Source organism: Aeromonas sp. 102P, assembly GCF_051920345.1.
GTDB classification, from domain to species: Bacteria; Pseudomonadota; Gammaproteobacteria; order Enterobacterales; family Aeromonadaceae; genus Aeromonas; species Aeromonas veronii.
In genome coordinates this window covers 3,892,990-3,913,150 of sequence record NZ_JBQBCZ010000001.1, presented here as the reverse complement: position 1 = coordinate 3,913,150, position 20,161 = coordinate 3,892,990, and the positions used below count along the sequence as shown (strand labels likewise).

Below are 20,161 nucleotides of genomic sequence, written 5' to 3'. Positions count from 1 at the left end.
TCTTTTTGCAAAAAATAATGTTGCGATGGATCAAGGAGAGTGCCGCTTATTGCTTTCGGGGTATTTGATGCTGCCCTGCGGTCGGTATGGTAGGCCTCGCCAAACGATTAATAACAAAAAGGTTTTGTGAGCTATGTGGAAATGGTTGCACCCTTATGCCAAACCGGAGCGTGCCTATCAGCTGGCAGGCACGCTGTTGCCCTGGTTTGCGGTGATTAGTCTGCTCTCGTTTGTGATCGGTACTGTCTGGGGCCTCGCGTTTGCGCCAGCGGATTACCAGCAGGGAGATTCGTTCCGGATCATCTATATCCACGTGCCTTCCGCCATTCTCTCCATGGGGGCCTACTCCACCATGGCGGTGGCCGCCTTTATCGGCCTGGTGTGGCAATTGCGGATGGCGGACATGACGGTTGCAGCCATTGCGCCGGTCGGCGCCGTATTTACCTTTATTGCCCTCTTTACCGGTGCCGCCTGGGGCAAGCCGATGTGGGGAACCTGGTGGGTGTGGGATGCGCGGCTCACCTCTGAGCTGATACTTCTGTTTCTCTACCTCGGCGTGATAGCCCTCTACAACGCCTTCAGCGACAAGGTGGTCGCTGGCCGTGCGGCCGGCATTCTGGCACTGGTTGGGGTGATCAACCTGCCCATCATTCACTACTCGGTGGAGTGGTGGAACACCCTGCATCAGGGGGCCACCATCACCAAATTTGACAAACCCTCCATTTCACCCGAGATGCTCTGGCCGCTGCTGATCATGATCCTGGCGTTTGCCGCATTTCTCGGGGCCCTGACCCTGATGCGTTTTCGCAATGAACTCCTGATGCGGGAGTGGCATCGCCCCTGGGTCAAAGAGATTGCAGAGCAGGAGAAGTAAGCATGCACTTTGTCTCTTTCAGTGATTTTATGGCGATGGGCGGTTACGCCTTCTATGTCTGGCTCTCTTTTGGCCTGACGTTGGTGTGTCTGGTCGGCATCATCATTTCTACCCGCATGAAAACCCGCAGCCTGCTTGGTGAGTTGCGCAGCAAGCAGGCGCGTGAGGCCCGTCGCAAGGCGGCCCAGCAGATGGAGAACACCCTATGAACCCGAGACGCAAAAAACGCCTCACTATCATTCTTGCCATCACCCTGGGTCTGGCTACCGTCAGCGGGCTGGTGCTCTACGCCCTCAGTCAGAATATCGACCTCTTCTACACCCCGAGCGAGCTGGTGGAGGGGAAGGGGCCGGACAAGATCAAGCCGGAAGAGGGGCAGCGCCTGCGCATCGGTGGATTGGTCGTGCCGGGATCGGTACAGCGGGATCCCCAGAGCCTCAAGGTTGCCTTCAAGCTGGTGGATAACGGCGGTCATCTGGTGAAGGTCGAGTTTGACGGCATCCTGCCGGATCTGTTCCGTGAAGGGCAGGGGATTGTTGCCCAGGGCACCCTCAAGGATGCCACGACCGTAGAGGCGTTCGAGGTGCTGGCCAAGCACGATGAGAACTACATGCCGCCGGAAGTGGCCGATGCCACCAACGGTATGCACTTCAAGCCGGAGTATACCGAGGCGCAGTTGAAGGGAGCCAAGCAGTGATCCCTGTGGTGTTTGCCTTTTCCGCTTTGCCTGCCGTGCGTGGTGCGGCTGTTGTCACCGTTCAATTGAAAGGAATGCCTTCATGATCCCGGAATTAGGTCAGTTTGCGCTGATCCTGGCCTTTGCCACCGCTCTGCTGCTGGGCAGCTACCCGCTGCTTGGCGCCAGCTGGGGGCGTCTTGGCATGATGTCGGCGGCCCGTCCGCTCGCCTATGCCCAGTTCTTGCTGCTGCTGCTGTCGTTTCTCTGCCTGACCTGGGCCTTTATCGATAATGACTTCACCGTGCAGTATGTGGCCACTAACTCCAACAGCCTGCTGCCGCTAGCCTATCGTATCTCGGCGGTGTGGGGCGCCCACGAAGGCTCCCTGCTGCTGTGGGTACTGACCCTGGGTGGCTGGACCGCGGCGGTAGCCATGTTCAGCCGCCGTCTGCCGCTCGATGCTGTCGCGCGGGTACTCGGCGTGTTGGGGCTGATCTCGGTCGGCTTCACTGCCTTCGTGCTGTTCACCTCAGATCCCTTCACCCGCACCTTGCCCTATTTCCCGGTAGATGGTCGTGACCTCAATCCGCTGCTGCAGGATCCGGGTCTTATCTTCCATCCGCCGATGCTCTACATGGGTTATGTGGGCTTCTCGGTGGCGTTTGCCTTCGCCATTGCCTCGCTGATGACCGGTCGTCTCGATGCGACCTGGGCCCGCTGGTCTCGCCCCTGGACCATGGCTGCCTGGGTATTCCTGACCCTCGGCATAGTGCTCGGCTCCTGGTGGGCCTATTACGAACTCGGTTGGGGCGGCTGGTGGTTCTGGGATCCGGTAGAAAACGCCTCGTTTATGCCTTGGCTCGCGGGCACCGCTCTGCTGCACTCGCTTGCGGTGAGCGAGAAGCGCGCCACTTTCAAGGCGTGGACCGTGCTGCTGGCCCTCTCAGCCTTCTCGCTGAGCCTGCTGGGTACCTTCCTGGTGCGCTCCGGCGTGCTGGTCTCGGTGCATGCGTTTGCCTCCGATCCGACCCGCGGTCTGTTTATTCTCGGCTTCCTGCTGGCGGTGATCGGCTCATCCTTGCTGCTGTTTGCCTTTAAAGGCTCGCAGGTGAAGAGCCACGGCAAACACGAGCTGTGGAGCCGCGAGACCCTGCTGCTTTGCAACAACATCATGCTGGTGGCGGGTCTGCTGACCGTTCTGCTCGGTACCTTGCTGCCGCTGGTGCACAAGGAGCTGGGGCTGGGGAGCATTTCCATCGGTACTCCCTTCTTCAACCACATCTACAGCTGGCTGATCATCCCGTTTGCCCTGCTGCTGGGGGTTGGCCCGCTGTTTCGCTGGCGTCGTCAGGAGCTGGGGGAACTCAAAAACAAGGTGGTTGTGGCACTGGTGCTGAGTCTGACCGCAGCCTTGCTGTTGCCGCTGCTCTTTGCCGAAACCTTCAAGCCGTGGGCGGCGGTAGGGATTGGTCTGGGGGCCTGGATCATCGTCACCAGCGTGCAGGAGACCTGGGCGCGAGCGACTCACAAGCACAGCTTTGCAGTCGGTGTGCGCAAGCTTGGCAACAGCCACTGGGCCATGATCCTCGGCCATGTGGGGCTGGCAGTCAGCATCATAGGTATCGCCTGCACCCAGAATTACAGCATCGAGAAGGATCTGCGGATGCAGGCGGGTGATCGGGTGCACTTTGCCGATTACGAGTTCGTCTTTGCCGGGATCAAGGAGAAGAACGGCCCCAACTACGATGGCTTCAAGGGCGTGCTGGAAGTGCACCGCAATGGCAAGCAGGTCGCCCTGCTCAAGCCCGAGAAGCGGATGTACAAGGTGACCCGGATGCCGATGACCGAAGCGGCCATCGATGCCGGTATCACCCGCGATCTCTATGCGGCGCTGGGGGAACAGCTCGACAACGGAGCCTGGGCGGTGCGGATCTACTACAAGCCGTTCGTGCGCTGGATCTGGTTCGGCGGCGTCTTTATGGCCATTGGTGGCGTGCTGGCGATGCTCGACAAGCGTTACCGTTTCGGCCGTCGTGAGGAGGAGGCCAAGGCATGAACAAAAAGACCTGGTTGTTTTTAATCCCCTTTATCGTCTTTTTGCTGGGGGCGGTGTTCCTGTTCAAAGGGCTCTACTCCGATCCCACCAAGCTTGAGTCCGTGATGGTGGGCAAAGAGGTGCCGGTGTTCACTCTGCAGGACATTTACGATCTGAACAAGCAGCACGATCGCAGTATCCTGACCGGTCGCCCCATGTTGCTCAACGTCTGGGCCACCTGGTGCCCGACCTGCTATGGCGAGCACACCTACCTCAAACAGCTGGCGGGGCAGGGTATTCCCATCATCGGCATGAACTACAAGGATGAACGCGACAAGGCGATCAAATGGCTGGCGGAGCTGGGCAACCCCTATCAGGTCAACCTCTATGATCCGGACGGCATGCTGGGGCTGGATCTCGGGGTATATGGCGCGCCGGAGACCTTCTTTATCGACAGCAAGGGGATCATCCGGTATCGCCATGTGGGGGATATCAACCCCGAGAACTGGGCGTCGACCCTCAAACCCATCTTTGATGCCATGAAGTGAGGGGAGTCCTGATGAGAGTATTTATTGCTTCCCTGCTGCTGTTGCTGGGATGGGTGGTGCAAGCGCCCGCCATGGCCGCTATCGATGTCTACACCTTCGACAACGACAATCAGGAGCAGGTCTTCCGTGAACTGACCAAGGAGCTGCGTTGCCCCAAGTGTCAGAACCAGGATATCGCCGACTCCAATGCTGGGCTGGCCAAGGACTTGCGCGACAAGACCTACCAGATGGTGCGCGAGGGTAAGGATAAAGAGGAGATCGTGGATTACATGGTGGCCCGCTACGGCAACTTTATCCTCTATAACCCGCCCCTGATGGCCTCCACCCTGATCCTCTGGCTCGGCCCGCTGCTGGTGATCCTGATCGGTGGCGCCGTGGTCGTGATGCGCAGCCGCCGGCCCCCTGCGGTGAAAAAACAACTGGATAACGCCTTGAGCGAGGAGGAGCAGCGCCGACTGGCCGAGCTGCTCAAAGAGGAAGAGAAACAATGACCGCTTTTTGGATAGTGATTGCGGGCTTGCTGGTGCTGGTGAGTCTGGCGCTCGTCGTGCCGCTGTGGCGTGGTGAAGGCAAACAGAGCATCAGTCGCTCGGCGCTCAACAAACAGCTCTATCGCCAGCGGCTGCTGGAGATTGGCGAAGAGCGCGAGCAGGGTGTCCTGGCTGAGGAGTCCGACTCGCTGGTCGAGCTGCAACGAAGTCTCTTGGATGATATCCCTGATGTGGAGCAGACTGCCCGCAGTGGCAAGAGTCTGATCTGGATCCCGGGTGTGCTGGTGCTGTTGGTGGTGAGTCTGGGGCTCTACTACAAGTTGGGCTCCTGGCAAGAGGTGAGTCGCTGGCAAGATGCCAGCAGCCGTCTTGGCGAGCTGAGCAACCGCATTCTGGTGGAACGCGATGCCCAAGTGACCGAGCAGGATCTGCTGGATTTCACGCTGGCACTGCGTACCCGCCTCAAGGATGAACCGAACGACTACCGCGGCTGGCTGCTGCTGGGACGCTTAGCGCTGGATGGCAATGATCCCGAGATGGCCAGCGAGGCGCTGGAGCGGGCCTACACGCTTGCCCCCCAGAAATCGCTGGTGGCGGTGCCCTACGCGCAGGCGCTGATGATGACGGGGGATGAGGCGCAAGCGGATGCCCTGTTGCAAGCGGCTATCGCGCAGGATCCGGACAATATCGAAGCGCGTTCCGTCTATGCCTTTATGGCGCTGCAAAAAGAGGACTTCCAGACCGCGCTGGCTCGCTGGCAGGCGATGTTGCCACTGATGGAGAAAGGTACCCCCCGTTACGTGATGGTCGAGCGCTCCATGGAGTATGCCCGCGCGCAACTCAAGCAGCGCGGCATCGAGGTGACGAATTCAGGCGCAGCCAAAGCGGGCGCAGTTGAGGGACAACCGCTGGCGGTGAAGGAGGGGGAATTCCCCATCCACGTCACGTTGGCGGCGGGCATTCAGATGCCGGAAGATGCCCATCTCTTCGTCTTTGCCGTGGTGCCCAACGGGCCGCCCATGCCCATCGCCGTGAAGCGTATCGCAGGGCCAACCTTGCCAGTTACCCTGTCACTCGGGGATGGCGATGCCATGATGGAAGGCAGCAAGCTGGCGGCCTATCCGGAGCTGCAGTTCAAGGCACGTCTCTCGCGGGGTGGCAATGTGATGAACAAGGAAGGAGCCTTCGAAGGGGTATCCGTGCCGGTCAAGACGGCCGAGATCCCTGCTGCTCCGATTGACATCCGCATCGATCACGCCCTCTAATATGCCTTTGGATAACCCGGCTCCTGGATAGGAGCCGGGTTATCTATACTTCTGATAAATCAAAATAAAACGTCAGGACAATCATATGTATCTTCGTTCAGGGGCCATACTGGCAGCCCTCTTGCTGGCTGGCTGTGCCGGTGGCCCACCCAAGCCTGGCCCAGAGAGTCTGGATCTCAATCCCGGCATGAATAATCCGGGAGCCACCAGTACGGCGGCCGATCCGCGCGATCCCTTCCAAGGGGCCAACCGGGCCATGTGGGCGGTCAACTATGATGTGCTGGAGCCCTATGTGGCACGTCCTGTGGTACATGCCTATGCCCGCTACATTCCGGTAGGGGTGAAGGATGGCATTGCCAACTTTGTTGCCAACTTTGATGAGCCAAGCAGCATGGTGAACCATCTGATCACCGGTGATTTGAAAGGGGCAGGCACCAACCTGGGGCGCTTTACACTCAACACCACGGTCGGTCTGCTGGGTATCTTCGATGTGGCCAAACATGCCGGCCTTGAGCGCAACAAGCTGGAGATGGATACCGTGCTGGGCAGGGCCGATATCGGTAATGGTGCCTACATCATGGTGCCTGTTTACGGCCCGACTACCACCCGGGAGCTGGTTGGCGATGCGATTGACAGCTTCTACTTCCCCTATGCCTTGTTAACCTTCCCGATGAAGGTTGCACATTGGGCACTGGATGGCTTGGGCACACGTGCCAAGCTGATCGATCAGGAGCGGATCATCGACAACTCCCTCGATCCTTATGCGCTGACCAAGGACTTCTACCTGCAATATAACCAGGGCAAGGTGACGGGCAAGCAGACCGAGCTGAAAGCGTCTCAGCAAGAGCAGGCTGACGATGCCAATCTGGATGAATACATGGACGAGCTGGACCAGTAAGCGGGTCATCTCGATATGTAAAAGGCGCCTGCGGGCGCCTTATTCACTTTCGCAGCCATATCGAGATAAAAAAACGCCCCGCAGTGCGGGGCGTTTTGGCAAGCGAGGCTGATTAGGCAGCCAGATTCTTGGCCACGAATTCCCAGTTAACCAGAGCCCAGAAGGTTTCCATGTACTTCGGACGCAGGTTGCGGAAGTCGATGTAGTAGGCGTGCTCCCACAGGTCAACGGTCAGCAGCGGGGTGGTACCGGCTTCAGTCAGCGGGCAGCCAGCGTTGGAGGTGTTGACGATAGCCAGAGAGCCGTCAGCTTTCTTCACCAGCCAAGTCCAGCTGGAACCGAAGTTGCCGATGGCAGATTTGGTGAAGGCATCTTTGAACTCGGCGAAGGAGCCGAATGCCTTGTTGATGGCCTCAGCCAGGGCGCCAGTCGGCTCGCCACCGCCATTCGGGGAGAGGCAGTGCCAGTAGAAGGTGTGGTTCCAGATCTGGGCGGCGTTGTTGAAGATGCCGCCGTTGGAGGTCTTGATGATCTCTTCCAGAGACTTGCCTTCAAACTCGGTACCCGGCACCAGATTGTTCAGGTTGACCACGTAGGTGTTGTGGTGCTTGCCGTGGTGATATTCCAGAGTTTCCTGGGAGATGTGCGGTTCCAGAGCGTTGATTGCATAGGGCAGAGCGGGAAGTTCGAATGCCATTTTCTACTCTCCATTGGCTGGACCGTGCGAAGGCGACGGTTGCAAGACATTGCGTACTCTTTTCTATATGTGAAAAGAGTTGTTTTTAAAATGGTGGGACAGGAAAGTCCAAAGCCAAGGGATTGTAGCAGTATCAAAGATGGCCTAACAACCCTTGATTGGCGCCATGATCAGGATCAATCATCGGTCTATTCTGGCAGCGATTCGTGCCGTTCTTGCCCTTTGTCCGGTTGTGATCGGGCCAGATTGCAGTAGAATGGCCGCCATCATTGCTCTAGTGAGGCATCTATGGAAACTATCGAAAAGATCAAGCAGCAGCTGGCTGACAACCCCATCATCATCTACATGAAGGGCTCTCCCAAGCTACCCAGCTGTGGCTTCTCTGCCCAGGCCTCCCAGGCGCTGATGTCCTGCGGTGAGCCGTTTGCATATGTTGATATCCTGCAAAACCCGGATATTCGGGCTGAATTGCCGAAATTTGCCAACTGGCCAACCTTCCCGCAACTGTGGGTTGAGGGCGAGCTGATCGGTGGCTGCGACATCATGATCGAGATGTTCCAGGCTGGCGAGCTGCAGGCTCTGATCAAAGAGACTGCTGCCAAGTACAAGAAAGATGATGCTGCAGCCGAGTAATCGGTTCGGTATTGTCGAGAGGGAGCCACACAGGCTCCCTTTTTTATTGTCCCGGTTCAGGCAGGCAACTGATTGCCGGTTGCAAAAAGCAACGCAATTGCCCTGAAAAATCTAATCTTTGCGTCTTTGTGTTGGAGTTGTTAATTATATTGTTCGCCAATCTCTGATTACTTTTTTTAATCCATTTGGATTCAAGTGTTGCTGCCATCACATTTTTTTATAATTTCACCGTAACGCAGTCTCTTTGTAGATTTTTTTGTGTTTATGCTCACATTAATTGCAAGTGATAGAACCTAGTATCGCTTCGCCCAGTGAAATAAAACCCTACAAATTAATAAATAAAAAGAGATTTGCGATGAAGATGTATAGCAATCTGCCCATTGGTCTTCATGATATTACCGAAGCCAAAAAAAGACTGACCAACCATATATACAAGACCGCGCAATTACCCTCTAACTACATCAGCGAACGTTGCCATGGCGAGGTTTACCTCAAGCTTGAAAACATGCAACGTACAGGCTCTTTTAAAATTCGCGGTGCCTTCAACAAACTCAGTTCATTAAGTCTGGAGGATCGTCAGAAAGGTGTTGTCGCCTGCTCTGCCGGTAATCACGCGCAGGGGGTATCTTTGTCCAGTGCCATGCTGGGAATTGATGCCAAGGTGGTCATGCCTTGCTGTGCACCAAAATCAAAAATTGCTGCAACCAGCGATTATTCGGCGGAAGTTATTCTGCATGGCAATAGTTTCAATGACACCATTGCCAAAGTCAGTGAAATCGTGGAAATGGAAGGCCGCGTATTTATCCCCCCCTTCGACGATGCAAAAGTGATTGCCGGTCAGGGCACCATTGGTCTGGAAATCATCGAGGATCTCTATGATGTGGACAACATCATAGTGCCGATTGGCGGTGGTGGTCTGATTGCCGGCGTCGCCATGGCCATCAAATCCATCAACCCGACTATCCGTGTGATTGGCGTGCAGTCGGAGAATGTCCACGGCATGGCGGCTTCATACTACGCAGGCACCATTACCAATCACAGAACCAGCAGCACGCTGGCTGATGGCTGTGACGTGGCAAGACCCGGCACCCTGACCTATGAAATTGTCAAAGAGCTGGTCGATGACATCGTTCTGGTCACTGAAGATGATATTCGCCACAGCATGGTTGACCTTATTCAGCGCAACAAGGTGATTACCGAAGGGGCGGGAGCTCTGGCCTCGGCAGCGTTGCTGAGCGGCAAACTAAAACATTATGTCGAAGGCAAAAAAACTGTCAGCATTATTTCGGGTGGCAATATTGACCTGACCCGGATCGCCGAAATTATCGAACAGAACAATATCCGTCAATTTAGCCTGTAAGGAATACAGTCATGATATTGGATAGTGTCGTTAGCAGCAGTAAAGAGAGTGTCAAAGCATGGCGTAAGTCGGATACAACCTGGGGACTCGGTCTATTTGGTACAGCGATCGGTGCAGGTGTTCTATTTTTCCCTATTCGGGCCGGATATGGTGGCCTGATACCAATATTAATCATGTTGGTGCTGGCTTACCCTATAGCATTTTATTGCCACAGAGCGTTGGCAAGATTATGTCTTTCCGGCAGCAATCCATCGGCAAATATTACCGAGACCGTTGAAGAGCATTTTGGCAAAATGGGTGGGGTGGTAATTACCTTCCTCTATTTCTTTGCCATCTGCCCACTGCTGTGGATATATGGTGTGACGATCACCAATACCTTCATGGCATTCTGGGAGCATCAACTGCAAATGGCGCCGCTCAATCGGGGTGTTGTCGCCCTAGGGCTGCTGCTGCTGATGGCCTTCGTGATCTATTTCGGCAAGGATCTGATGGTTCGCGTGATGAGCTATCTGGTCTTTCCCTTTATTGCCAGTCTGATCGTTATCTCTCTCTCCCTCGTCCCGTACTGGAACAGTGCTGTCTTTGATCAGGTCAATCTGAGCGAGATATCGATGTTTGGTCACGATGGTATTCTGGTTACCGTCTGGCTGGGGATCTCCATCATGGTCTTCTCCTTCAACTTCTCGCCGATTGTCTCCTCTTTCATTGTCTCCAAACGGGAAGAGTATGAGCAGGAGTTCGGGCGTGATTTTACCGAGAGGCGCTGCTCGAAGATTATCTCCGGTGCCAGCATGCTGATGGTGGCCGTGGTGATGTTCTTTGCCTTCAGCTGCCTCTTTACCCTGTCACCGCAAAATATGGCGGAAGCCAAAGCCCAGAACATTCCGGTGCTCTCCACTTCTCCTCAATGACGGGCAGCAAGTCTGCGTTTGCCACCACTTTGGAGTATGCGGCGTCCATCATTGCGCTGGTTGCCATCTTCAAACCCTTCTTCGGCCACTATCTGGGGACGCTGGAAGGGTTGAACGGCCTCATCCTCCGCTTTGGCTACCAGGGCGACAAGAGCAAGGTTTCCAGTAAAAAACTCAACATGGTCAGTATGTTGTTCATCATGGGTTCGACCTGGCTGGTCGCTTATGTGAACCCCAACATCCTCGACCTGATTGAGGCAATGGGGGCGCCAATCATCGCTTCCCTGCTCTGTCTGCTGCCGATGTATGCCGTCAACAAGACACCGGCACTGGCAAAATATAAAGGTCAGGCCAGCAACCTGTTTGTCACCATCATCGGTGTGCTGACCATCCTGAATATAGTTTCCAAGCTGTTCTGAAAACCTTTTCTGCAAGTCATCAGCCATTCAGGCCCCCCTGGCGGGGTCTGCATGGCGCAGTCAGAAGTGCGCAATAACCTGTTCTTGGTTGGCCCAATTATGTGGGCCCAGGGCAAGGCTATCCGTGATTTGGCCACCACACTCAGTGGTAAATATGTTCTGACTGCAGTGACTCGACATCATAAATATCGAGGCGATGTAATGAAGTTTGATTCGTTGGTTCTGGTTATCAATTGCGGCTCTTCGTCGGTCAAATTCTCGGTACTGGACAGTAAAACCTGCGAGGTGGTGATATCCGGTATAGCGGATGGTATTGAGACAGCCCATCCCCAATTGCAAGTGGGTAAAGAGCCCGCAATGTCATTACCTGAAAATAACCACACCTGTGCCTTGGCTGCCATCGCGGCGGAATTGAAAAAATGGGATCTGCTGGATGCCATTGCACTGGTTGGTCATCGAATTGCTCATGGTGGTAGTGAATTTAGTGAAGCCGTGATCATTGATGAACATGTATTGGCCAAAATCAAGCAGGTGTCACCCTTGGCTCCCCTGCACAATCACGCCAATTTAAGCGGCGTGATGGCCGCCCGCCAGCTATTTCCCGACCAGCCCCAGATTGCGGTATTTGATACCGGCTTTCACCAGACCCTGAAGCCGGAAGCCTATATCTATGCGCTGCCTTCTCAATATCTGCAGGATTACGGCGTGCGCCGCTATGGCTTCCATGGCACCTCCCATCGCTATGTTGCCGAGCAGGCTTGCGTATTTATGGGGCTGGATGAGCAACATGCCGGTCTGGTCATCGCTCATCTGGGCAATGGCGCCTCTATTTGCGCGGTGCAGGATGGCAAGAGCGTCGATACCTCAATGGGGATGACGCCGCTGGAGGGGCTGATCATGGGCAGCCGCAGCGGCGATATCGATTTTGGCGCGCTGGCCTATATCGCCAGCAAGACGGGTCAATCCATCGAGGATATCGAGCGGGTATTGAACAAGCAGTCCGGCCTGCTGGGTATTTCGGGGCTCTCCTCCGATATGCGGGTATTGGAAGCTGCCTATCACGAAGGACATCCCGGGGCAAAATTGGCCATTCACGCTTTTGTCCATCGTATTGCCCGCCATATCGGCGGCCATGCCACCTCATTGCGCCGACTGGATGCCGTTATTTTCACCGGCGGGATCGGCGAGAACTCGGCCTTTATCAGAAAGCTGGTATGCGAACGACTTCAGGTATTTGGCGTAGCGATCAGCGAGCCGTTTAACCAGCGTCCCAATAGCGAGGGCTGCCGGGTAATTTCGGCGGCAGAATCCATGGTACTGGCAGCGGTTATTCCCACCAATGAAGAGAAAATGATCGCGCTGGATGCCATTCGTCTGGGGCAGCTGGTTCGTCAGGCCGAGTGCGTCTGACATATTCCACTGTAGTGTCATGAGTAGTGAATGAGGTTTATTTGATGAAAGTTGATATGCAATTGGATCAGGATAAATTCCGTCAGGCATGGCAAGGGTTTGCCGGTGAAAACTGGAAGCACGAGATCAACGTCCGTGATTTTATCCAGCAGAACTACACCCCCTATGAAGGTGACGAACAGTTTTTAGCGGATGCCACAGAAGCGACCACCACTTTGTGGAACAAGGTGATGGAGGGGATCCGTATCGAGAATGCCACCCACGCACCGGTCGATTTTGATGCGAATATTGCCACGACCATTACTGCCCACGGGCCTGGTTATATCGAACAGGGGCTGGAAAAGATTGTTGGCCTGCAAACCGACAAGCCCCTTAAAAGAGCGCTGCACCCGTTTGGCGGCGTAAATATGATCCGCAGCTCTTTTGAAGCATATGGCCGGGAGATGGATCCCGAATTTGAATATACCTTCAGCGAATTGCGCAAAACCCATAACCAGGGCGTGTTCGACGTCTACTCTCCCGAGATGTTGCGCTGCCGAAAATCGGGAATTTTGACCGGTTTGCCGGATGGTTACGGCCGTGGTCGCATTATCGGAGATTATCGTCGGGTCGCGCTCTATGGCATAGATTATCTAATCCATGAGCGGGAGCTGCAGTTTGCCGATCTGCAACCGGCCCTCGAGCGTGGCGAGAATCTGGAGCAGGTGATCCGTCAGCGCGAGGAGCTGGCCGAGCACAAGCGGGCACTGGTGCAGATCAAGCAGATGGCGGCCAGCTATGGCTTTGACATCTCCGGGCCGGCGCGCACGGCGCAGCAGGCAGTCCAGTGGCTCTACTTTGCCTATCTGGCGGCGGTGAAGTCGCAAAATGGCGGGGCCATGTCCCTCGGTCGTACCGCCACCTTCCTCGATATCTATATCGAGCGGGATCTGAAAGCGGGGCTTATCAGCGAACAGGATGCCCAGGAGCTGGTCGATCACTTCATCATGAAGATCCGCATGGTGCGCTTCCTGCGTACCCCCGAGTTTGACTCCCTCTTCTCCGGCGATCCCATCTGGGCGACCGAGGTGATTGGTGGCATGGGGCTGGATGGTCGTACTCTGGTGACCAAGAACTCCTTCCGTTACCTCCACACCCTCAAGACCATGGGGCCGGCGCCCGAGCCCAACCTCACTATCCTTTGGGCGGAAGGGCTGCCGCGGGCCTTCAAGACCTATGCCGCCCGTGTCTCCATCGATACCTCATCCCTGCAGTATGAAAACGATGACCTGATGCGCACCGACTTCGAGAGCGATGACTATGCCATCGCCTGCTGTGTGAGCCCCATGGTGATCGGAAAGCAGATGCAGTTCTTCGGTGCTCGTGCCAACCTCGCCAAGACCCTGCTCTACTGCATCAACGGTGGGGTGGACGAGAAGCTAAAGATCCAGGTTGGCCCGAAAGTGGCGCCCATCATGGACGAGGTGCTGGATTACGACACTGTCATGGCCAGCCTCGACAGCTTTATGGATTGGCTGGCGGTGCAGTACATCAGTGCGCTCAACCTTATTCACTACATGCACGACAAGTACAGCTACGAGGCCTCACTGATGGCGCTGCACGATCGCGACGTCTATCGCACCATGGCCTGCGGTATCGCCGGTCTGTCGGTGGCGGTCGATTCGCTGGCGGCCATCAAGTACGCCAGGGTCAAGCCGGTGCGCGATGCCGACGGGCTGGCGGTCGATTTCGTGATTGAGGGGGAGTATCCCCAGTACGGCAACAACGACGAGCGGGCCGACTCCATCGCCTGCGATCTGGTCGAGCGCTTCATGAAGAAGATCCAGGCGCTGCCGACCTACCGCAATGCGGTGCCGACCCAGTCGATCCTGACCATCACCTCCAACGTGGTGTATGGCCAGAAGACTGGCAACACCCCGGATGGCCGCCGCGCCGGTGCCCCGTTTGCACCGGGAGCCAACCCGATGCACGGTCGGGATCGCAAGGGGGCGGTTGCTTCGCTCGCCTCGGTAGCCAAGCTGCCGTTCAAATACGCCAAGGACGGGATCTCCTACACTTTCTCCATCGTGCCGGGGGCGCTCGGCAAGGAGCCGGCCAATCGCGAGAACAATCTGGTGGGGCTGATGGATGGCTACTTCCATCACGAGCGGGATGTGGAAGGGGGCCAGCACCTCAACGTCAACGTGATGAACCGCGAGATGCTGCTGGATGCCATCGAGAATCCGGACAAGTACCCCAGTCTGACCATCCGGGTCTCCGGCTATGCGGTTCGCTTCAACGCCCTGACCCGCGAGCAGCAGCAGGACGTCATCTCCAGAACCTTCACCAACATGATGTAACTCTCATGCCCGGGGTGAGCAGGCTTGCTCCGGGCCTACTTTTTGTTTGTCAGCACGAGGAAGTAACAGATGCGACAGGTTATCACTACCAAAGCGGCGCCAGGCGCCATCGGCCCCTATGTGCAGGCCACCCGGATTGACAACATCCTCTACACCTCAGGTCAGATCCCACTGGACCCGGTGAGCGGCGATATTGCGGAGGGTATCGAAGCGCAAACCCTGCGCTCCCTGCAAAACGTTCAGGCGATTGTCGAGGCGGCTGGCGGTGAGGTGCGCAACATCTTCAAGACCACGGTGTTTGTCTCGGATCTGAACGACTTTGCTGCGGTGAATCAGGTCTACAACGACTTCTTCTCCGAGCACGATGCCATGTATCCGGCGCGCTCTTGCGTGGAAGTGGCCCGCTTGCCGAAGGATGTGAAGATCGAGATAGAGGCGATTGCTGCGCTGGAGTCCTGACGCGGCGATCCTTATCAATAAAAAGAGCGGCAGCCCGAGGGCTGCCGCTCTTTTTTCATCGAACCCGCCGTGCGCGATAAGGGCGCAAGGAGCAGGTCATTCTGGATCAGGCGATCCGTTCGATACGGGCCATGTAGAAACCGTCGAAGCCGGTCTCGGACGGGCTCACGGTGTGATCGTCACGCAGACGGAAGTTTTCGTTGGCGGCGAGGAACTTGTCCACCTGCTGGCGGTTCTCCTCGGGCAGGATGGAGCAGGTTGCATAGACCAGCAGGCCGCCGACTTTCACCATCTGGCTGTAACGCTGCAGGATCTCTTCTTGCAGCGCGACCAGCACCGGCAGACGCTCGGCGGTATCACGCCACTTGGCATCCGGATTGCGCTTGAGTACGCCCAGACCGGAGCAGGGCACGTCAAGCAGTACGCGGTCGGCGCTCTCTTTGAGGCGCTTGACGGTCTTGCTGCTGGTGATGACCCGGGTCTCTACGTTGTGGGCACCGGCGCGACGAGCGCGTTGCTTGAGGTTCTCCAGCTTCCACTCTTCCACATCCATCGCCAGCAGACGGCCTTTGCCCTGCATCATGGCGGCGATGTGCAGGGTCTTGCCACCGGCACCTGCGCAGGCGTCGATAACGCGCATGCCTGGGGCAACTTCCAAAGCGGCAGCAACCAGCTGGGAGCCTGCGTCCTGCTGTTCGAAGCAACCATCGGCAAAGGCCTTGGTACGGAACAGGGCGGCGTCAGAGGTGACCTGCAGGGCAGTCTCCACACCTTCAACCGGAATGGTGGTGACCTGCTCTTTGGCCAGCATGGCTTGCAGTTCATCACGGGTGCACTTGAGGGTGTTAACCCGAAGGTAACGCTTGGGCATCCAGGCCAGGGCGGCACGCTCGGCAGGCCAGGCTTCACCCAGCTGCTCGCTACCCAGTTTCTCCAGCCAGCTCGGGCAACCATCCATCAATACCGGGTTCTTCTTCGCCTCGGTCAGACGTCGGCGGAATGCTTCTTCATTGAAGCGATCCAGGGTCGGGTGGTTGGGCTGGGCAATTTTGTGGAAGGCATGCCAGCTGTGCAGCAGCGGCCAGACATTCTTTTCGGCCTGACGCACCTGAATACCGGTGAGGAAACAATAGAGGCTGAGACGGCGCAGCAGGTCGCCGGTGACCAGGGCAATCCTTGCCTGTTCTTGCGGTTTGAGTTCGATGCCGGAGAAGTGACGGGCATAAGCGCGGTCGAGGGTAAGACCCTGACCGAGCACATCGTCAATAATGGCAACGACCAGATCCCCGAAACGGGGCAACAGTGGGGATTTGAGCATGAGATTAACCTTGGCCAGATAAAGATGAACCATCCGGGTAGTTGTGGATGATTCTAAAACAGATAAACCGGCGCAATGATAGGTGTAAGGGTCATGCGGTGCAAGGTAGATATATAAAGTGTGGTCGAGTGTGATTCCCTTTTTGACTGTGACTACGTCTGAAAATTGGCAAGAGCAACTGCCGAAGTGTTATCTGTTCTGCGGTGGAGTGCTCGGCTGTGTTATGGCTTGTCACTGGCAGATGAGCGGAGCACAATGCCTGCGTCACTCTCTTGATGGTCGTGGAACCATTATTTATTTGAAGGAAAATCAAGATGATGGATGTTGCTGATCTGCGCCGTGAATACTCCCGTGGCGGGCTGCACCGGGCCGATCTGCCGGCCGAGCCGCTGGCGCTGTTCGAGAAGTGGTTGGCGCAGGCTTGTGAGGCCAAACTGACCGATCCCACCGCCATGGTGGTGGCGACGGTGGATGCCGATGGTCAGCCCTGGCAGCGCACTGTGCTGCTCAAGCACTACGACGCCCAGGGGATGGTCTTTTACACCAACATGGGCAGCCGCAAGGCGCAGCAGCTGGAAGGCAACCCCCGTATCAGCCTGCTCTTTCCCTGGCATACGCTCGACCGTCAGGTTCATGTGACCGGTCGGGTGGAGAAGATGAGCACCTTCGAGGTGATGAAGTATTTCCACAGCCGTCCCAAGGATAGCCAGATCGCCGCCTGGGTCTCCAAGCAGTCGACCCGCATCTCGGCCCGCGGCGTGCTGGAGGCCAAGTTCCTCGAGCTAAAGCAGAAGTTTGCCAATGGTGAAGTGCCGCTGCCGAGCTTCTGGGGCGGATTCCGGGTGGTGATCGAGACGGTGGAGTTCTGGCAGGGGGGCGAGCACCGGCTGCACGACCGCTTCTACTACACCCGCGACGGGGATGGCTGGCATATCGAGCGTCTGGCTCCCTGAGCGCGCTATTCAAATCTGTTTTCACAAGGAGTGTGTATGCGTCTGTATGGTGATCTGCGTTCTGGCAACTGTTACAAGGTGTGGCTGTTGGCCCGCTGGCTGGAGTTGCCCCTTGAGTGGGTTGAGATGGATATTCAGGCGGGGGATACCCGTACCCCCGCATTTCTGGCCATGAACCCCAACGGCAAGATCCCGGTGCTGGAGATTGGCCTGGGCGATACGCTGGCGGAGTCCAATGCCATCCTCTTCTATCTGGCGCAGGGCTCGTCTTTGTGGCCAACCGATCCGCGCCAGCAGGCCGAGGTGCTCAAATGGATGTTCTTTGAGCAGTACAGCCATGAGCCCTACATCGCGGTGGCCCGCTTTATCGTTCACTATCTCGGCCGCCCCGAGTCGCAGGAGGCGCGTCTCGACGGGCTGAAAGCCGGTGGCGAGAAGGCGCTGGCGGTAATGGAGCAGCAGCTGAAACAGAGCCCCTATCTGTGCGGTGATGCGCCTACCATCGCCGATATCGCCCTTTATGCCTACACCCACGTGGCAGAGGAGGGGAGCTTCTCCCTGCAGGGGTGGCCCGCTATCCGTAGCTGGATCGCCCGTATCGAAGCCCATCCCCGCCATCTGACGCTGCCAGCGGCCTGTCAGGCCAGCTGATGGAACTGCTGATCGAGGCCAGTCTGTGGCAACCGCAGTGGGCTGCGCTGTTGCCGCACTGGCAGCAGCAAGGTCATCGCTGGCAGCTGCTGCTGGGCAAAGAGGCGGCGGCTGCCCTCGATCAAACCGATGCACCCTGGGCGAGCAGCCCTCCAGACGGGGTGCTCTGCCCGGGAGCCCTGCTGGCTGCCTGGCTCGATGGGGATCTGCTGGCGGATTTTCATGTTGATCCCAGCCGCCAGGTTCTGATCAGTGCCTCTACCTCCCTATTGACCCTCGCCAAGGAGCAGGGACTGCTCACCCTTGGCCCTGTGGGGGCCGATCTGCCGCTCACCCCCGAGGCCGATTTGGGCGCCGTGCTCAATCGCCTGCTGGCGCGCCGCGTGACGGTGCCGACCCTGGCTGAGGATCATCCGCTATCAGGCGTCGAGCTGCGACCACTGCAGGCTGACGATGATCGCGAGATCGTGCGCTACTGCAGCGACGAGGCGCTGGCCCGCTACACCCTTAATATTCCTCATCCCTATCCGCCGGAGGGGGCCCGCGACTGGCTGGCCCTCAGCTGGCGCAAGGCGGCGCTTGGCCTTGGCTGGAGCTGGGCCATCACCTTGCCAGAGGAGCAAGGTGCGGCGTTGCTTGGGGTGATCTCCCTGCACTGGAATGGCGAGCTCGCCTGGTGGGTGGGCGTGCCCTGGCAAAATCGCGGTCTGGCTACTCGGGCCGCTGGCTTGGTCAAGGGGTTCGCCTTTGACCAACTGCAACTGCCTGCGCTGACGGCTCGCCATATGCCAGACAATTTAGCCTCCGGCCGGGTGATGGCAAAAGTGGGGATGCACTATCGCGGGCGGCGCCATATCAGTGGTCGCCAGCCGTGTGACGTGAGTTACTGGCGACTGGATCGCGCCCCCTCCTTACCCAATCCCTTGGCCGGGGAGATTGCCTGCTGGCTTGCTGATGAGCGGATCGCCGTGGTGATCCTGCGCGATCCTGTAACGTTGGATCGGCAGAGTACCAACGGCAAGCTGGCCATTTCGCTCTTTGTGGATGAGAGGGGCGCGGGGGAGAAGCCCTGTTTTCTGCACTGCCCGCCGCATCTTGAGAGGTTGCTGGCGCTACACTGTTACCCCGTCGATCTGCTGGAGCAGGCCGAACCGGAGCAGTTGTCCCATCTTGGCGGCGTCTTGCTGAAAGACAGGGATGAACAGGGGCTGGCGTGGTTGCTGCAACTGGCCGCACTGCAGCGTCAAGGGCCCGATCTGCTCAGCCGCGAGGAGCGCGCATCACGGCGCCACTGGTTCAACCAATTGATTGCGCAGGCGCTGGGCGGCAACGGTGATTCTTCGCAGATACGCTATCAGCAGTTACGGCTGCTGGTGGAGCTGCCGGAGCTGGTCGACGAGCTGGATGGCTGTTGGCATCAAACGCCCGAACTGACCTTTGAGCGGTTGGCGCGGGAGGCTCCCGCCCTCTGGCTTGCCTACCGGGAGGCGATGAACAGGGCCACCCCGGCTACGCTAACCGCTTTGCAGCAACAGTTTGCAGCTCGTTTTCCTGAGTGCACCCTCCCATTTTTGGACAAAGGTACTCAGAATGACCAGCCGTTGTGTGGAATAATGCCCGCTCTGCTGTACGAGGAGTAATACCTGATGTTGAGAACCGAGCGCCCCGGTGACATGCTGCCGGTTTATGAGCTGCTGAGTGCCGCCTTCGGTCGTTCCGATGAGGCCGAACTGGTCAACCGCCTGCGCGAATGTGGTGCTGCCGTAGTGACCATGGTCGAAGAGGAAGAGTACGAGTTCATGGGGCACCTGATGCTAAGCCCGATCACCATTAACGGCATGGAAGGGCCCTGGCTCGGTCTGGCGCCGGTCGCGGTTCATCCCGACTGGCAAGGTCAGGGTATTGGCTCTGATCTCATCCGTGAAGGGCTTGATACGGCGCTCGAGATGGACTGGAAAGGGGTGGTGGTACTCGGGGATCCGGCCTATTACAGCCGTTTCGGTTTCCGCCCGGCTAGCGAGTTTGGCCTGCACTGCATCTATGAGGTGCCTGCCGACTGCTTTATGGCGATGGAGCTGCAGGAGCGCGGTTTTGCGGGTGTGCAGGGTGAGGTGCTTTATCACCCCCTGTTTGATGAACTCCCCGACGAGCTGCCGGACGCGCAGGCAGAAGAGTCCCATTTATAGCGAGACGTCGCAGCGACAAGCCATAGCGAAAAAGC

The 20,161-nt window shown here is 57.3% G+C and carries 21 protein-coding genes; 19 read left to right on the top strand and 2 right to left on the bottom strand.

Annotated features, from left to right (window positions below; all coding sequences use genetic code 11):
- The first annotated feature begins 133 nt into the window (after positions 1-133).
- The 8 genes from ACTG1K_RS18325 to ACTG1K_RS18290 all read left to right on the top strand — a co-directional run bounded on the left by ACTG1K_RS18325 (position 134) and on the right by ACTG1K_RS18290 (position 6,790).
- The gene (locus ACTG1K_RS18325; RefSeq protein WP_005334687.1) at positions 134-874 is read left to right on the top strand and encodes a heme ABC transporter permease; all 741 of its coding nucleotides are present in this window, start codon (positions 134-136) and stop codon (positions 872-874) included.
- Between the two features lie 2 nt (positions 875-876).
- Positions 877-1,083: a heme exporter protein CcmD gene (gene ccmD / locus ACTG1K_RS18320; protein ID WP_440006280.1), complete on the top strand. Its 207-nt coding sequence runs from the start codon at positions 877-879 to the stop codon at positions 1,081-1,083.
- Positions 1,080-1,571 (top strand): cytochrome c maturation protein CcmE, encoded by a 492-nt coding sequence (gene ccmE / locus ACTG1K_RS18315; protein ID WP_005334685.1) that lies wholly within the window; start codon positions 1,080-1,082, stop codon positions 1,569-1,571. Before ccmD ends, ccmE begins: the two co-directional genes overlap by 4 nt.
- Before the next feature lie 82 nt (positions 1,572-1,653).
- Positions 1,654-3,609: a heme lyase CcmF/NrfE family subunit gene (locus ACTG1K_RS18310; RefSeq protein WP_440006278.1), complete on the top strand. Its 1,956-nt coding sequence runs from the start codon at positions 1,654-1,656 to the stop codon at positions 3,607-3,609.
- On the top strand, positions 3,606-4,136 hold the full coding sequence (locus ACTG1K_RS18305; protein WP_005353655.1) for a DsbE family thiol:disulfide interchange protein: 531 nt from the start codon (positions 3,606-3,608) through the stop codon (positions 4,134-4,136). The genes ACTG1K_RS18310 and ACTG1K_RS18305 overlap by 4 nt, the downstream gene beginning before the upstream one ends.
- Before the next feature lie 11 nt (positions 4,137-4,147).
- The gene (locus ACTG1K_RS18300; protein ID WP_017788562.1) at positions 4,148-4,627 is read left to right on the top strand and encodes a cytochrome c-type biogenesis protein; all 480 of its coding nucleotides are present in this window, start codon (positions 4,148-4,150) and stop codon (positions 4,625-4,627) included.
- Complete coding sequence (gene ccmI, locus ACTG1K_RS18295) at positions 4,624-5,892, top strand: c-type cytochrome biogenesis protein CcmI (RefSeq protein WP_019444735.1); 1,269 nt, start codon at positions 4,624-4,626, stop codon at positions 5,890-5,892. The genes ACTG1K_RS18300 and ccmI overlap by 4 nt, the downstream gene beginning before the upstream one ends.
- A gap of 85 nt (positions 5,893-5,977) precedes the next feature.
- A complete protein-coding gene (locus ACTG1K_RS18290; protein WP_005334673.1) occupies positions 5,978-6,790 on the top strand; it encodes an MlaA family lipoprotein in 813 nt (270 codons plus the stop codon).
- Positions 6,791-6,902: 112 nt separating this feature from the next.
- Here the strand turns inward: ACTG1K_RS18290 and sodB are convergent, their stop codons facing one another.
- Positions 6,903-7,487, bottom strand: a complete 585-nt coding sequence (gene sodB / locus ACTG1K_RS18285) for a superoxide dismutase [Fe] (RefSeq protein ID WP_019444736.1) — start codon at positions 7,485-7,487, stop codon at positions 6,903-6,905.
- Positions 7,488-7,775: 288 nt separating this feature from the next.
- Here sodB and ACTG1K_RS18280 point away from each other — a divergent pair, with 288 nt between their 5' ends.
- The 7 genes from ACTG1K_RS18280 (at position 7,776) to ACTG1K_RS18250 (ending at position 15,018) form a co-directional block, all read left to right on the top strand.
- Positions 7,776-8,120 carry a Grx4 family monothiol glutaredoxin gene (locus tag ACTG1K_RS18280; protein WP_005353650.1) on the top strand — a complete coding sequence of 115 codons (345 nt, stop codon included), beginning with the start codon at positions 7,776-7,778 and terminating at the stop codon, positions 8,118-8,120.
- A 355-nt stretch (positions 8,121-8,475) separates the two neighbouring features.
- On the top strand, positions 8,476-9,480 hold the full coding sequence (gene tdcB, locus ACTG1K_RS18275) for a bifunctional threonine ammonia-lyase/L-serine ammonia-lyase TdcB (RefSeq protein ID WP_041208895.1): 1,005 nt from the start codon (positions 8,476-8,478) through the stop codon (positions 9,478-9,480).
- Between the two features lie 11 nt (positions 9,481-9,491).
- Entirely contained in the window at positions 9,492-10,391 is a 900-nt protein-coding gene (locus tag ACTG1K_RS18270; RefSeq protein WP_440006275.1) for an aromatic amino acid transport family protein, read from the top strand.
- The gene (locus tag ACTG1K_RS18265) at positions 10,388-10,810 is read left to right on the top strand and encodes a hypothetical protein (RefSeq protein ID WP_440006274.1); all 423 of its coding nucleotides are present in this window, start codon (positions 10,388-10,390) and stop codon (positions 10,808-10,810) included. Before ACTG1K_RS18270 ends, ACTG1K_RS18265 begins: the two co-directional genes overlap by 4 nt.
- Positions 10,811-10,861: 51 nt before the next feature.
- Positions 10,862-12,220 carry a propionate kinase gene (gene tdcD, locus ACTG1K_RS18260; RefSeq protein ID WP_440006272.1) on the top strand — a complete coding sequence of 453 codons (1,359 nt, stop codon included), beginning with the start codon at positions 10,862-10,864 and terminating at the stop codon, positions 12,218-12,220.
- Positions 12,221-12,264: 44 nt separating this feature from the next.
- Positions 12,265-14,559: a formate C-acetyltransferase gene (pflB, locus tag ACTG1K_RS18255; protein WP_425855075.1), complete on the top strand. Its 2,295-nt coding sequence runs from the start codon at positions 12,265-12,267 to the stop codon at positions 14,557-14,559.
- A gap of 69 nt (positions 14,560-14,628) precedes the next feature.
- Positions 14,629-15,018 (top strand): RidA family protein, encoded by a 390-nt coding sequence (locus tag ACTG1K_RS18250; RefSeq protein WP_323910570.1) that lies wholly within the window; start codon positions 14,629-14,631, stop codon positions 15,016-15,018.
- Between the two features lie 106 nt (positions 15,019-15,124).
- Here the strand turns inward: ACTG1K_RS18250 and ACTG1K_RS18245 are convergent, their stop codons facing one another.
- A complete protein-coding gene (locus tag ACTG1K_RS18245) occupies positions 15,125-16,336 on the bottom strand; it encodes an RsmB/NOP family class I SAM-dependent RNA methyltransferase (protein WP_425855077.1) in 1,212 nt (403 codons plus the stop codon).
- Positions 16,337-16,650: 314 nt separating this feature from the next.
- On the opposite strand from ACTG1K_RS18245, the gene pdxH reads away from it, so the two are divergent.
- Genes pdxH through ACTG1K_RS18225 form a run of 4 tightly spaced genes read left to right on the top strand, consistent with a single transcriptional unit; the run spans position 16,651 to position 20,126 of the window.
- Positions 16,651-17,289: a pyridoxamine 5'-phosphate oxidase gene (gene pdxH / locus ACTG1K_RS18240; protein WP_005353629.1), complete on the top strand. Its 639-nt coding sequence runs from the start codon at positions 16,651-16,653 to the stop codon at positions 17,287-17,289.
- 36 nt (positions 17,290-17,325) lie between these two features.
- Positions 17,326-17,940, top strand: a complete 615-nt coding sequence (locus tag ACTG1K_RS18235; protein WP_440006269.1) for a glutathione S-transferase family protein — start codon at positions 17,326-17,328, stop codon at positions 17,938-17,940.
- Positions 17,940-19,580, top strand: a complete 1,641-nt coding sequence (locus tag ACTG1K_RS18230; protein ID WP_440006267.1) for a GNAT family N-acetyltransferase — start codon at positions 17,940-17,942, stop codon at positions 19,578-19,580. The genes ACTG1K_RS18235 and ACTG1K_RS18230 overlap by 1 nt, the downstream gene beginning before the upstream one ends.
- Positions 19,581-19,586: 6 nt before the next feature.
- The gene (locus tag ACTG1K_RS18225; RefSeq protein ID WP_005353625.1) at positions 19,587-20,126 is read left to right on the top strand and encodes a GNAT family N-acetyltransferase; all 540 of its coding nucleotides are present in this window, start codon (positions 19,587-19,589) and stop codon (positions 20,124-20,126) included.
- The last annotated feature ends 35 nt before the right edge of the window (positions 20,127-20,161 follow it).